Genomic DNA, 12,010 nt, shown 5'->3' on the forward strand with positions numbered 1-12,010 from the left:
ACTTCTCTTTGGGGGGGGCGGGGGGGTTGGCACGCCCCGCAATATACTCTAACGTCGCGGGCGCCAGTTTTTACCCCCCGCCCCCCCCCCCCCGTGGGGGGGGGCGCCCCGCCCCCCCCGGCGGGGGGGGGGTCTGGCCGGCGGGGCCCCCCCCCCCCGACGACGATGCCGAGGAGCGTCAGTGCCCTCAGTCGCCGCAGAGTCCCCGTGCGGTGTCGTTCTTGGCTTGGCCGCCGATCGCCTGGACGACCTCACCGACGGTCGAGAACCCGAGCGCGCCTTCGGTGTTGATGGTCTTGTGGATCTGGCCGAAGCAGGCAGCATCGGCGGGCGCGGCGTGCGCGGTGCCGGCGAAGCCGAACACGGCGAGAGCGGCGATGGCTCCGGTGGCGAGAATGCGCTTCATTGGACTTTCCCCTCCTAGTGGCGGGCGCGTGTTCGCCCGATGTGAGGTACTTCTCGCTGGGGCGCCGGTTTGGATGCAGCTGTTCGCAGATTTCCCGCGACAGCGCGGTCCATTCACCGGAATGGATGCCGTGGGCGTACCGTTGCAGTCGACATGCAGCGCTTCGGAACCCTCTCCTTCGGACACTACGGGCCGCTCGGCGGCGGTCGGCAGCTGACGGCCGCGGACTCGATGCTCCAGGCCATCGACCTCGCACAGGGGATGGACGAGCTCGGCGTGAACGGCGCCTACTTCCGCGTGCACCACTTCGCTCGTCAGCAGGCATCCCCCATGCCTCTCCTCGCTGCCATCGCCGCACGCACCGAACGCATCGAGGTCGGCACCGGCGTCATCGACATGCGCTACGAGAACCCGCTCTACCTCGCCGAGGAGGCGGCGGCCGTCGATCTCATCTCGGGTGGCAGGCTCGCGCTGGGCGTCTCGCGAGGGTCACCCGAGACCGTGGTGCGCGGCTACGAGGCCTTCGGGTACACCGGGTCGGAGGATCCGCGCGGTGCCGACCTCGCACGCCGGCACTTCGATCTGTTCCTGCGCGCGATCGAGGGAGAGGGGCTGGCGGAGCGAGACCCCTCGTCGCCTTTCGGCACCGGCGCCACGGGCCGGCAGCGCATCGAGCCGCACTCCCCGGGCTTGCGCTCGCGCGTGTGGTGGGGCGCGGGCAACCGCGACAGCGCCGAATGGGCCGGGCGGATGGGCGTGAACCTCATGTCGTCGACGCTGCTCACGGAGGCCGACGGCACTGCCTTCGACCTCCTGCAGGCGCAGCAGATCGATGCCTTCCGCGCCGCCTGGCGCGACGCGGGGCACGCGGGCGAGCCCCGCGTGTCGGTGAGCCGCAGCATCTTCCCGATCACGACGGCGGAAGACCGCCTCTACTTCGGAGGGCGTCAGGACGGCGACCAGATCGGGGTCATCGACGGGATGCGCTCGACGTTCGGCAAGACCTACGCCGCCGAGCCCGACGTCCTCGTGGAGCAGCTGAAGGAGGATGCCGCGATCGCGGCGGCCGACACGCTCATGCTCACCATCCCGAGCCAGCTCGGCGTCGACTTCAACCTGCGCGTCATCGAGTCCTTCGCGAGTCACGTCGCTCCCGAGCTCGGGTGGAGATCCGCCCGGGCGTGACGCGCGGTCGCATCGGCCACACCGCCGCGCACCGGGACTCTTGACCGGGCGGTCAGTCAGGCTTACGGTCGAATCGACCCCCGATGGGGAGCCGTCAGGATTCGGAAGGAGGAGATTCGCATGAAGAAGTGGACCCGCTGGGAGGACTGGGTCGCTGTCGCCGTCGGACTCGTCGCCGCGGTGTCAGCCCTGTTCATGCCGGCGATGGGCGCTTCGATGGCATGGATGCTGATCCTCGGCGTCCTGCTGATCGCCAGCGGCATCGTGAACCTCGCGATGCCGGGCATGGCTGCGATGGAGTACGTCCAGCTCGCCCTCGGCGCGCTGCTCTTCGTCGCTCCCTGGCTCGGCGGCTATGCGGACATGCAGTCCGCGGCCGCGTGGGTCAGCTGGATCGGCGGAGCGCTGGCAGCCATCGTCGCGGCCCTCGCCATCAGGCCCGCCATGCAGACGCACGACCGCGCCCTGCCGCACTGACGTGCGGACCGAGACGGGGGCGCCGGCGCGCCCCGACGCCCCCGCCGACCCCCCGAGGACATGACATGACGCGCAGCCGGGACAGCCGGACGCTCATCCTCGACGCCGCCGAGCGCCTCTTCGCCGAGCGGGGGTTCGACGCCACCCCGACCGCGGCCGTCGCGGAGGCGGCAGGGGTGCCGAAGGGGCTCGTCTTCTACTACTTCCCCACCAAGAGCGATCTGCTGCGCACGCTGGTGGGTGAACGGCTCGACCTGGACTCCGTGGACACGTCGGCACTGGTCGAGAGCGGCGATCCGGCACGCACGCTCCTGAACGTGACGCACCGCCTGCGCGAGCTTCAGGAGGAATCGGCGGTGCGGCGCGTCATCGTGTGGCGCGAGCAGCGCACCCACCCGGAGGTGCGCGCGAGGCTGCGCGACTATCGTCGTCAGCTGCAGGCCGTCGTGGAGCGCGTCCTCCACGCCAGCGTCCTGCACCCGATCGCGGCCAGACGCGTGCGCGTCGCCGCCACCGCGTGGGTCGCGATCATCACCACGCCGGGGCTCCACGGTCCGGCCGGCGAGGACGTCGCTGCGCTCGACGAGGTCGAGGAACCGGCCGATCCGGCGGAGATCGCCGATCTTCCGGCGCTCGCGGACCTGATCACCGCGGGCCTCAGCGCGCCGGCGGGTTAGAGTGTCTCGATCGATCCGGCCGCCCGCTGCGGCCTTCGCAAGGGAGGGACGTTGGGGGAGCTTCTGACGCTGTCATCGCGCGACGTCGGAGTCGTGGAGGAGACGTGGCGTCAGTTCGTGCCATCCGCGGCGCTGCAGCGCGTCGACCCTCGTACGTTCGGGTTCTCGTGGTCTTCCTCGGCCATGCCCCACTTCTCGACGGTGAGGTATGAGCTGTCCGCATCGGTGCAGTCCGCCATCGATCCGGAGGGACAGCTCATGGCCTGCCGCGTCGCCTCGCGCGGCGGCTGGGTGGGAACACCGCGCGGCGAGCTGAACGCCGGGCTGCCGTGGGTGGCTCTGGACACTCCGACATCCGCCCGCTGGCAGCAGCGGGCGGACGTGCGGGCGTTCGTGTTCGACCGCGAGTGGGCGCAGCAGGAGGTGCGACGGCTCACCGGCGACGACCGCTTCTCGCTGCGCGCGCCTGGAGTCCGCCCCTCCCCCGTCAGCCGCGAGCTCGCCGCCCACTGGGAGCGCGTGTTCCTCCACGTCGCCGGCTCGCTGTTCACCTCCGGCGCCCGCGCCGACCTCGTCGAGGTGGAGTTGCGCAGGAACGCCCTGCACGCCACCCTTGCGGCGTTCTCGCCCGAGTTCGGGCTCGCGCTCCAGCGCTCGGTCCAGCGACGCGCCGCACCCCGCAGCGTGCAGCGCGCGATCTCGTACCTCGAGGAGCACGCTCACGAGGCGATCACCATCGATGATGTCGCCGAGGCGGCGGGGATCTCCACACGCGGGCTCCAGTACGCCTTCCGCCGAGCCCTCGACATGACGCCCACCGACTATCTGCGACGCCGCAGGCTCGAGGGGGCGCACGCCGAGATGGAGGCGGGGACGGCGGCGTCGGTCGGCGAGATCGCGCTCCGGTGGGGGTTCGCCAGTGCATCGCGTTTCGCCAAGCACTATCGCGACGCATACGGCCGCACGCCCCGGCAGACGCTCCGCGGCCTCTGACGAGCGCCGTTCGTTTTCGGTGCATCGCTTTCGCGAGGCGGACAGCTCGAGGCCGGTGCGCGGGCGCTGACGCAGAGTCCTCCTACGGGCCCGTGCCCGTGCAGGGAGACAGCGTGGGAAAGTTCATCTACGAAAGCAGCATCCGGGCGGACTTCGACGACCGAGTCCTCTCGCACCTCCAGGTCGCGATAGGGACGAAGCTGCGACGATCGGGTGAGCGGATGCCGAGCGGGAGGTCCCTTCGGTAGACTCCGGCCAGCGCAGGCGATGGAGGCGAAGCACATGGACGGCACCGATCTGGCCGATGTGATCGAGGAGCTGGCGGCGAAGGCTCAGGAGGCCTCGAGCGGCCGGGCGGCGCGCACGATCCGCGGAGGCCACGAGAACGCGCTGCGTGAGACGGTCATCGCGCTGCGGGCCGGCCACGAGCTCGCCGAGCACGAAGCTCCCCACGAGGCGACCCTGCAGGTGCTCCGCGGACGGGTGCGCCTCGTCGCCGGCGCGGAGGCGTGGGAAGGCGGCACAGGAGACCACCTCACGGTGCCGGCAGCCCGGCACAGCCTCGAGGCTCTCGAGGACTCGGTGGTGCTGCTGACCGTGTCGAACCGCATCCCCTGACGCGGCGCGGCCCGCTACGCCGTGCGAGCAGCGCCCGCGAGGCCGACGAGCGCCTCGCCGGTGAGGCGCTGAGTGGTCCATTCACTCATGGGCTCGGCGCCGATCGCGCGGTAGAAGCCGATGGCAGGCTCGTTCCAGTCGAGCACCGTCCACTCCAGGCGTGAGTAGCCGCGCTCGACGCAGACGCCCGCCAGTGATACCAGCAGCGCTCTGCCGTAGCCGGAGGCACGGTGGGCCTCGTGCACGTAGAGGTCCTCGAGCCACACGCCGTGGCGACCGGTCCACGTGGAGTAGGTGATGAACCACAGGGCGATGGCGACGATGTCGCCGTCCTTCTCGACCACGTGCGCGAAGGCCTTGGGGTCCGCGCCGAACAGCGTCTTCTCGAGCGCCTCGACCGTGTTCTCGACGGCGTCCGGCTCGCGCTCGTACACGGCGAGCGCCTGGATGCAGGCCAGGATCCCGCGCTCATCGCCCGGCCGGGCCTCTCGCAGGACGGCTGCGGTGCCGAGGGTTCGCGGATTCACGTCATCGAGCGTACTCACCGACGTCGGCGTCTCAGTCACGCGAGTCCCGTCACGGAGACGCCGAGCCACTCGGCGAGGTCGTCGATCTCGGCGCGCACCATCTCGGTCTCCTCGGGGTCGAGCGGAAGGAGCTCGTGCACCGCGTCGACGCGGAGGACGCCGCGTGCCCGGTCGACCTCGGCATCGAGCATGCCGACGAACCGGTCGCCGAGCAGGATGGGATGGGCGAAGTAGCCGTACCGGCGCTCCCCCTTGGGCTTGAACTGCTCGAGCACATAGGTGAACCCGAAGACGTCCTCGAGCCGCTTCCGGTCGAACAGCAGGCTGTCGTACGGATTGAGGAAGGCGGCGCGTCCTCCGGCGTCCTCCTCGTCGAGCGCCGCGAGCGCCTCCGGGTCCACGCGGTACCCGGTCGTGCTCCCCTCGACGAGCGCAGGCTCCCCGGTGTCTTTCGTCACACCGCTCCAGTACCAGTGGGGCTTCGTCAAGCCCGCCGACTGCAGGCGCCGCTCGGCGAGCAGCCGCGCGGCCTCCTCCTCGCCGTACTCCGGAAGTCCGCGCGGATAGACGCGCTCGGCGAGATCCCAGCGACGATGCCGACCCTCGCGGCCGACCACCGCGACCTCGCCCTGACGCAGCAGGAAGTCGAGCATGTGCGGCACCTGATTGGACCCCGACCAGCCGTCGGGCGGGCGACTGACCTGCGCGGTGTCGGGGATGTCGCCGGCGAGCAGGGGCCCGTCGGCCCGCAGACGCGCGAGCACGTCGGCCCGGAAACCGGCGTTCGCCTCGAGCCATTGCCTGCTGCTCTCGCGCTGAGGCCACCGGCGCATCGCCGGGAGCATGAGCGGCAGCAGGCTCATCGGACGGAAGGCGCCGTCGAACTCGAAGAGGAGGCGGTCGTCCTCGACGGCCTTGCGCAGCTGGCCGGGCTCGTACGACCACCCGATGCGGGACCACAGCACCGTGTGCTCGCACGGCGCGATCGTCCCGGTCGGGTCGATCTTGATGTAGCCGAGCTGCTCGGCCACTTCGACGACGTCGCCCGGCCGATCGGCGTCGAGGAGCTGGGCGCGCACGACGAGGCGCCGTGCCTGGTCGCCGGTCAGCCGGTGCGGGGTCACGACGACTCCGCACGCACGACCCGCCTGGGACGTCCCGAGTCGATGAGCCGATCGATGATGCGGGCGGATGCCGCAGCCCCGTCTTCGTCCGCGTACGCGTCGCGTACGCGCTCGGCCGCCGCGCGCATGCCAGGGTCCGCCAGCACGCGGCGCACGGCGTCGGCGAGCGCCGGCGTTCCCGCCTGCTTCGGGGCGAGCGCGAGGGCGTTGCCCTGTTTCACGCACTGGTCGACGTTCCACACCTGCTCCGGCTGGAGGCCCATGCCCACGAAGGGGATGCCGGCGGCGCAGGCCGTCTGCACCGTCCCCTGTCCGCCGTGGAGCACCGCCGCGTCGACGAGGCCGCCCAGGCGATGCGCGGGCAGCAGATCCGTCACGTGCACGTTGCCCGGAAGGCTGTCGCCGTCGCGGAGGTAATGGCGCACGGGCGCGATGACGTTGACCGGAAGCGCGCCGAGCTGACGGGCCGCGGCGAGCGTCAGCTCGCGGCTGGCCGAGGAGCCGAGCCCGAGGTAGACGAGGGGCTCGTCGCGCGCGGCCAGCTCCTCGACGATGGGCGGCAACGGCGCGTCGAGGTGCGCGAAGATCGGACCGACGCGCTCATAGCCCGCCGGCAGCACGTAGCCGTCGAGCTCCCACGGCATCACGGTGAGAAGGTTGCGGTCGGCCTCCAGCAACGACACGACGGTCCGCAGCGGCCGCACGCCGTTGCGCTTCGCCACGTGCGCGAAGGCGCGCGGTGCCAGCGGAGCGTGGTTGTACGCCCACCTCAGCGCGCCGGTCGCCGCACGGTCGAGGAGAGGCGCGGACCGGGAGCCGCCTCGCACCAGGCCGAGACGTCGGGTCTGCTCGACGTGGGGCCGCGTGAGCGCGAAGGGGACGGGATACACGAGGGGCACCCCCTCGGCCCGCGCCGAGATCATCGACGTCGGATTGGTGCCGTTCACCACGACCGCGGCATCCGTCGTCCGGATGAGCGTGCGTTCGACGGCCACGCGCGCCGAGACCAGCGACCGGGTGTACGGGCTGCGGAGCGACCGGCCCTGGTCGTACCTCAGCGCCTGATCGCGCTCGGCGGGTGTGAACCCGGGCTCGCACGCACGGTGATCGAAGCCGGCCTCGGTGATCAGGTGGGCGAAGTCCGTCTCGTAGCCCATGAAGACGGCGTCGTGCCGGGAGTCGAGGGCGCGCGCGACCTCGATGGCGCGCGTGACCTCCGCGAGGTTGAAGGTGATGGGGCAGAAGAGGACCGTCGCCATACCGCCACCCTTGCGCATGGACGCGGTGGGGCGGAAGCGGTCGAGCCCTGGTCGCCTCGCCGGCGTGGGGCCGGCGGGGCGACCAGTTCGACCGCGCCGCCCGCGTCAGACGGCGTGCGCGGCGGCGAACGTGCCGTTCGGGTCGAAGCGGCTCTTCAGCTCCTTCAGCCGGATGCCTGCGGTGCCGAAGCCCGGCGCGCGATCGACGCCGCCGCCGTCGACGAACGTGAGGGCGAGGGCGTCGGTGCGCCACGGCGCGAGGGCGGCGATGCCGGCGCGCACCGCGGCATCCGCTCCGGGCATCGCCTCGGGCACCGGCACCATCGCGACCGTGTGCATCAGGTAGGCGCCCGCGACCGATCCGACCGCTCCCGCGTGTTCGGGTCGGCGGGCGATCGCGCCGCCCAGGTGCCGCAGTTCGGCGAAGAAGAGCCCCGGCACGGACGCCGTCGCGAGGAACGCCTCCACGGCCTTCGCCGGCAGCTCGGCGAGCACCGAGTGCGCCGTGGCAGACGGGGTCGGCCCCGGCGGGTCCATGTGCACCGCGACCAGGCTCGCGGCCGGGATGCGGCTGAACGTGTCCATCTCCGGGGCGAGGGCGCGCAGCGGCTCGAGCAGCGCCGCGGCCGCGGCATCCGTCTCGAGGATCGCCCCGTCGATGACGACCACCGACCGGCCGGACAGGAACGGCGGCAGCTCGGGCAGCGGCGGGAAGTTCATGATCCGCAGCGTCGTGGTGGCGGACTCGGGCGCGGAAGCCGTCCACTCCGCCCAGGCGTGCGAGACCTCCGCGGCGCGTGAGGCGTCCCATAGGAGCATGCCGGCGAAGACGTCGGCGTAAGGCAGCAGGTCGATCTCGAGCGAGACGACCACGCCGAACGCCCCCGATCCGCCGCGCACGGCCCAGAACAGCTCCGCGTTCTCGTCGGCGCTCGCGCGCACCAGACTGCCGTCGGCGGTCACCAGCTGCACCGCCCGCACGCTGTTCACGGCGAGGCCCTGGCCGCGCCCGTAGAACGACAGGCCGCCGCTCAGCGAGTACCCCGCCACCGAGACGTCCCCGGCGCTGCCGTGCAGCGCGGTCAGCCCGAGGGGCGCGGTCGCCGCGAGCACGTCGTTCCACACCGACCCTCCCAGCACCCGGGCCCTGCGGGTCTCCGGGTCGACGGTGACGCCGCGCAGGCCCGCGAGCGAGACGAGCACCGTCTCGGACAGATCCGTGTCGGCGAGCGCGCCGGCCGCGTGACCGGTCGACTGCGGCGCGACGCGCAGACCGGATGCCACCGCCGCGCGCACCACGCCCACGACGTCCTCGGCGCTCTCGGGGCGCGCGACCGCGAAGGGCCGCTGATCGACGGCGACGTTCCAAGGCAGGCGGGCCTCGTCGTAGCCGTCGTCGCCCGGAAGGATCACGCGCGCACCGAGCGCCTCGCGCAGCCGGTCGCCGCGGACGTCGGTGGTGATGTCGGAAAAGGTCATGAGTGCTCCAAAGGTCGCTTCGATGCCTCGGGTGAAGGCACCGCCAACTGTCCTCGCCCGGTCGGGCGGAGGCCATCCCAGCTGACGAGGGACTTCCGCTCCCCCAGATACCTGGGATGGTGCGATCGCGCCGGCAGGAGCACACTTCATGCATGGCATCGGCTCTGGCGGTCGGACGTGCGCGCAGTGACATCGACGTGATCTCGCGCGCCGGGCTGCCGCTGCACAGCTTCATGGACGAGGCCGTCGCCGCACTGGAGAACGTGGTGCCATTCGTGGCCGCCTGCGTGTCGACGCTGGACCCGGCGACCACGATGGTCTCGAGCGCCCGCAAGATGGGTGAGCTCGACGGCCGCAACGAGCAGGATGTCGCCTGGTCGCAGATCGAGTACGGCAGCGACGATCCGACCTCGATCACCGAACTGGTGAAATCGGGCCGGCTCGTCGTGGGCCTGCACCACGCGACGCGCGGCGTGCTCGACCGCTCGGTGCGCATGTCCGACCTCCTCCTGCCCTACTTCGGATTCCAGGACGAGGCGCGAGTCGTCTTCGTCGACCGCACGGGCGCGTGGGGGCACATCTCGCTGTTCCGCGGCGACGACGACACGGCGTTCGACGAGGACGAGCTCGGATTCCTGGCGGCGGTCGCGCCGGCCTTCACCCGCGGCATCCGCACCGGGCTGCTCGCTCAGCTGACGAGGACTGAGGCGGCGCCGCAGGCGGGGCCCGCCGTCCTCGTGGTCGACGCCCACGACCGGATCGTCCAGTCCACGCCGGGCGCGCAGCTGCACCTGGCGCGCATGTCGGCGGTGCCCGGCATGGGCGACCCGCTGACGTCGGTGCAGGCGCTCGTGAGCGGCGCGCGGCGATTCGCGCGCGGCGAGGCGGAGCGGATGCCGCGCATCCGCGTTCGCACCAGCGACGGCGTGTGGCTGGTGCTGCATGCCGCGCCGCTCGGCGGAACCGCCGATCGGGCGGGCGACGTCGTCGTCACCATCGAGGAGGCCCGACCCCAGGAGGTGATCGACCTCGTCGCGGCGGCGTTCGAGTTGACCGCGCGGGAGCGGGAGGTCGTCGCGATCGTGCTTCGTGGCGCCGACACCCGGGAGATCGCAGCCGAGATGCACCTCTCGCCCTACACCGTGCAGGACCACCTGAAGTCGATCTTCGAGAAGGCCGGCGTCGCGAGCCGCCGGGAGCTCGTCGCCCGCGTCTACTTCGACCAGTACGCACCGCGCATGGGCGGCGACATCGGCGCGAGCGGCTGGTACACGGCCTGAGACCGGCGGGCGAGCGCGGCGGTCGGTCTCGAACTACCCTCGGATCATGGCGACGCAGCCCGAACCCGGGTGGTACGACGACGGCACCGGCAAGCAGCGCTGGTGGGACGGCACCCGCTGGACCGAGCAGTACATCGATCTCCGCGAACCCGACACGCAGCTGCGGACGGATGCCGGACCCGCCGCCGCGGGGCCGGCGCAGGCCGGCTGGTACGACGACCAGCGCGGTCGCAACAGGTGGTGGGACGGGCGCCGCTGGACCGCATCCGTGCGCTACAGCGGCCAGGAGCAGGACTTCGGCGGGCTCGTGATCGACGGCCGCTGGGTGCACTTCGGCGAGCTGAGCGTTCCGGTGAGGGACGTGGTGGCCGCCGTGGAACCCGGTGACGTCCTGCTGAAGCGCCCCGCCTTCACGAAGGCCGCCGTCGAACGCCGCATGTTCGGCCACGCCGGGCTGATCACGCCGCGCACGATCAACCGCGCGATCCATCGTGCCGCCCTCTACCTCGTCGTGACCGGGCCGCAGGTGTGGGCTGTGCCGGTGGCGGCCGGGCGTGAAGACGACGCCCGCCGCTTCGCCTCATGGGTCAACACCAGCGCGGAGCACTACCGCTATCGCTGAGCCGGGGTCAGTCGCCGGGGAGGGTGAGGTCGAGTTCCCGCTCACGGTCCCACGGTTCCGCCCACCCCAGGCGGTCGAACAGTCCGTCCAGCAGCATCCCGGTGAATCCCCACACCAGGTGGGTGCCCGAGGGCTTGCTCACCAGGAAGCCCGGTCCCCGCCATTCCTGCCCGTCGCGCCGGATGACGGTGACGCCGCGGTTCGCGGGATCGAGCAGATCGGCGACCGGCGCACGGAAGACATCGGCGGACTCGGCCTCATCGACCACGCGGACGGGCGACGGATGCCGCCACCAGCCGAGCACCGGCGTGACGAGGTGCTGCGAGAAGGCGAGCGGGACGTCGGTGAGCTCGCCGAGGACGTCGACGCCGGCGGGGTCGAGTCCGGTCTCCTCGCGGGCCTCGCGGAGGGCTGCCGCGATCGGACCGTCGTCGCCCGGGTCGATGCGCCCGCCGGGGAAGGCGACCTGCCCCGGGTGCGCGCGCAGCGTGAGGGCACGCGCGAGGAGCAGCACGTCGAGGTCGCGCGACACCGCGCGCGCCTCGGCGTCGTGGCGGCTGGGGTAGGAATCGAGGACGCCGAACAGCATCAGCACGGCGGCGGGCCTGGCGTTGGGCTGCGGTGGCAGCTCGATCAGTGGGCTGCGGTCGCCCGTGGGGTCGGCGAGGGCCGCGAGCTGCGCCCGCGCGCTCAGCGTTGTCGGTTCGGCGCGCACTCGTTCAGCGTACGCCGCACCGCCGACGGTCCGGGCGGCCGCCCGGAGGCGTCAGTCCTCCGCGTGACGGCGGCGCCGGGCGGGGACCGTCGCGGCTCGTCCCAGCGTGAACGCGAGGGCGCCGGCCAGCAGCCAGGGCCCGAGGACGATGATCGGATCGAGCCACGCGTGCGTGAGGTCGGCCCTGCCGCGACCGAACCGGGAGGAGAACGGCCGGTGCCCCCGCTCGCCGAGGATGCCCGACTGCGTGAGGGGATCGTCGGGTCGGCGCGAGAACAGCGACCGCGCGTGCGCGGTGACCGAGTCGATGCGGTCTCCGGCGAGGAGCAGCAGCCAGTGCGCCGTCTGACCCTCGCTGTAGCGGTCGTACGCGAACCGGCGGACGCGGCCGGCGAGCCCGTGCAGCGGCTGCGCCGTTCCGAACACCGGCGTCAGGCGCTCGTGCTCGACGGACTTCTCCCTGGTTCCCCGCCGGGGCTGGTCCTCGGGCAGATCCCAGTGCGCCCCCGTCTCGATGCCGGGCTGCTCGCGGGGGAACGCCGGCCGGTCGGACGGGTCGAGGTCCGCACCCCATCCGGGGATGCGGGCGCGCAACTCCTCCGCGGCGGGAGTGCTGCCGGGCTTGTCGGATGTGTACGGCATGTGGTT

General features: G+C 72.2%; 14 protein-coding genes. 7 read left to right on the plus strand and 7 right to left on the minus strand.

All coding sequences use genetic code 11. The features are described 5' to 3' along the window. Window positions 1-187 precede the first annotated feature (187 nt). Entirely contained in the window at window positions 188-406 is a 219-nt protein-coding gene (locus ACFRAL_RS15200; protein ID WP_336394958.1) for a hypothetical protein, read from the minus strand. Window positions 407-559: 153 nt separating this feature from the next. Here ACFRAL_RS15200 and ACFRAL_RS15205 point away from each other — a divergent pair, with 153 nt between their 5' ends. The 5 genes from ACFRAL_RS15205 to ACFRAL_RS15225 all read left to right on the plus strand — a co-directional run bounded on the left by ACFRAL_RS15205 (window position 560) and on the right by ACFRAL_RS15225 (window position 4,356). Beyond that, window positions 560-1,591 carry an LLM class flavin-dependent oxidoreductase gene (locus ACFRAL_RS15205; protein WP_378884432.1) on the plus strand — a complete coding sequence of 344 codons (1,032 nt, stop codon included), beginning with the start codon at window positions 560-562 and terminating at the stop codon, window positions 1,589-1,591. Between the two features lie 120 nt (window positions 1,592-1,711). Beyond that, complete coding sequence (locus ACFRAL_RS15210; protein ID WP_378884434.1) at window positions 1,712-2,068, plus strand: SPW repeat protein; 357 nt, start codon at window positions 1,712-1,714, stop codon at window positions 2,066-2,068. Window positions 2,069-2,133: 65 nt separating this feature from the next. Beyond that, window positions 2,134-2,745 (plus strand): TetR/AcrR family transcriptional regulator, encoded by a 612-nt coding sequence (locus ACFRAL_RS15215; RefSeq protein WP_378884436.1) that lies wholly within the window; start codon window positions 2,134-2,136, stop codon window positions 2,743-2,745. A 51-nt stretch (window positions 2,746-2,796) separates the two neighbouring features. Then, window positions 2,797-3,738, plus strand: coding sequence for a helix-turn-helix transcriptional regulator (locus ACFRAL_RS15220; RefSeq protein WP_378884439.1), 942 nt, complete (start codon window positions 2,797-2,799; stop codon window positions 3,736-3,738). Window positions 3,739-4,020: 282 nt separating this feature from the next. Beyond that, window positions 4,021-4,356, plus strand: coding sequence for a cupin domain-containing protein (locus tag ACFRAL_RS15225; RefSeq protein WP_378884443.1), 336 nt, complete (start codon window positions 4,021-4,023; stop codon window positions 4,354-4,356). 14 nt (window positions 4,357-4,370) lie between these two features. On the opposite strand, the gene ACFRAL_RS15230 is transcribed toward ACFRAL_RS15225, so the two are convergent. From ACFRAL_RS15230 to ACFRAL_RS15245, 4 genes are all read right to left on the minus strand, one after another. Continuing rightward, window positions 4,371-4,883, minus strand: a complete 513-nt coding sequence (locus tag ACFRAL_RS15230) for a GNAT family N-acetyltransferase (RefSeq protein WP_378884446.1) — start codon at window positions 4,881-4,883, stop codon at window positions 4,371-4,373. A gap of 35 nt (window positions 4,884-4,918) precedes the next feature. Next, entirely contained in the window at window positions 4,919-6,007 is a 1,089-nt protein-coding gene (locus tag ACFRAL_RS15235; protein ID WP_378884449.1) for a DNA glycosylase AlkZ-like family protein, read from the minus strand. Further along, complete coding sequence (locus ACFRAL_RS15240) at window positions 6,004-7,266, minus strand: nucleotide disphospho-sugar-binding domain-containing protein (protein ID WP_378884452.1); 1,263 nt, start codon at window positions 7,264-7,266, stop codon at window positions 6,004-6,006. The genes ACFRAL_RS15235 and ACFRAL_RS15240 overlap by 4 nt, the downstream gene beginning before the upstream one ends. A gap of 105 nt (window positions 7,267-7,371) precedes the next feature. Beyond that, on the minus strand, window positions 7,372-8,745 hold the full coding sequence (locus tag ACFRAL_RS15245; RefSeq protein WP_378884455.1) for an FAD-binding oxidoreductase: 1,374 nt from the start codon (window positions 8,743-8,745) through the stop codon (window positions 7,372-7,374). A 152-nt stretch (window positions 8,746-8,897) separates the two neighbouring features. Between ACFRAL_RS15245 and ACFRAL_RS15250 the strand changes: the two genes are divergently transcribed. Together ACFRAL_RS15250 and ACFRAL_RS15255 are read left to right on the plus strand one after the other, a co-directional pair. After that, complete coding sequence (locus tag ACFRAL_RS15250) at window positions 8,898-10,025, plus strand: response regulator transcription factor (RefSeq protein ID WP_378884458.1); 1,128 nt, start codon at window positions 8,898-8,900, stop codon at window positions 10,023-10,025. Between the two features lie 46 nt (window positions 10,026-10,071). Further along, the gene (locus ACFRAL_RS15255) at window positions 10,072-10,647 is read left to right on the plus strand and encodes a DUF2510 domain-containing protein (RefSeq protein ID WP_378884460.1); all 576 of its coding nucleotides are present in this window, start codon (window positions 10,072-10,074) and stop codon (window positions 10,645-10,647) included. A 7-nt stretch (window positions 10,648-10,654) separates the two neighbouring features. On the opposite strand, the gene ACFRAL_RS15260 is transcribed toward ACFRAL_RS15255, so the two are convergent. Together ACFRAL_RS15260 and ACFRAL_RS15265 are read right to left on the minus strand one after the other, a co-directional pair. Next, window positions 10,655-11,362, minus strand: coding sequence for a CoA pyrophosphatase (locus ACFRAL_RS15260; protein WP_336394945.1), 708 nt, complete (start codon window positions 11,360-11,362; stop codon window positions 10,655-10,657). 51 nt (window positions 11,363-11,413) lie between these two features. After that, on the minus strand, window positions 11,414-12,004 hold the full coding sequence (locus ACFRAL_RS15265) for a hypothetical protein (protein ID WP_336394944.1): 591 nt from the start codon (window positions 12,002-12,004) through the stop codon (window positions 11,414-11,416). Window positions 12,005-12,010: the final 6 nt, after the last annotated feature.

The sequence above is a fragment of the Microbacterium sp. NPDC056736 genome (assembly GCF_042790415.1).
Classification (GTDB): Bacteria; Actinomycetota; Actinomycetes; order Actinomycetales; family Microbacteriaceae; genus Microbacterium.

Bases quoted from the DNA above. Each gene is read 5' to 3' on its own strand.
- ACFRAL_RS15250 (WP_378884458.1), top strand. From the start codon at position 8,898: ATGGCATCGGCTCTGGCGGTCGGACGTGCGCGCAGTGACATCGACGTG.
- ACFRAL_RS15255 (WP_378884460.1), top strand. From the start codon at position 10,072: ATGGCGACGCAGCCCGAACCCGGGTGGTACGACGACGGCACCGGCAAG.
- ACFRAL_RS15210 (WP_378884434.1), top strand. From the start codon at position 1,712: ATGAAGAAGTGGACCCGCTGGGAGGACTGGGTCGCTGTCGCCGTCGGA.
- ACFRAL_RS15205 (WP_378884432.1), top strand. From the start codon at position 560: ATGCAGCGCTTCGGAACCCTCTCCTTCGGACACTACGGGCCGCTCGGC.
- ACFRAL_RS15215 (WP_378884436.1), top strand. From the start codon at position 2,134: ATGACGCGCAGCCGGGACAGCCGGACGCTCATCCTCGACGCCGCCGAG.
- ACFRAL_RS15225 (WP_378884443.1), top strand. From the start codon at position 4,021: ATGGACGGCACCGATCTGGCCGATGTGATCGAGGAGCTGGCGGCGAAG.
- ACFRAL_RS15265 (WP_336394944.1), bottom strand. From the start codon at position 12,004: ATGCCGTACACATCCGACAAGCCCGGCAGCACTCCCGCCGCGGAGGAG.
- ACFRAL_RS15240 (WP_378884452.1), bottom strand. From the start codon at position 7,266: ATGGCGACGGTCCTCTTCTGCCCCATCACCTTCAACCTCGCGGAGGTC.
- ACFRAL_RS15245 (WP_378884455.1), bottom strand. From the start codon at position 8,745: ATGACCTTTTCCGACATCACCACCGACGTCCGCGGCGACCGGCTGCGC.
- ACFRAL_RS15200 (WP_336394958.1), bottom strand. From the start codon at position 406: ATGAAGCGCATTCTCGCCACCGGAGCCATCGCCGCTCTCGCCGTGTTC.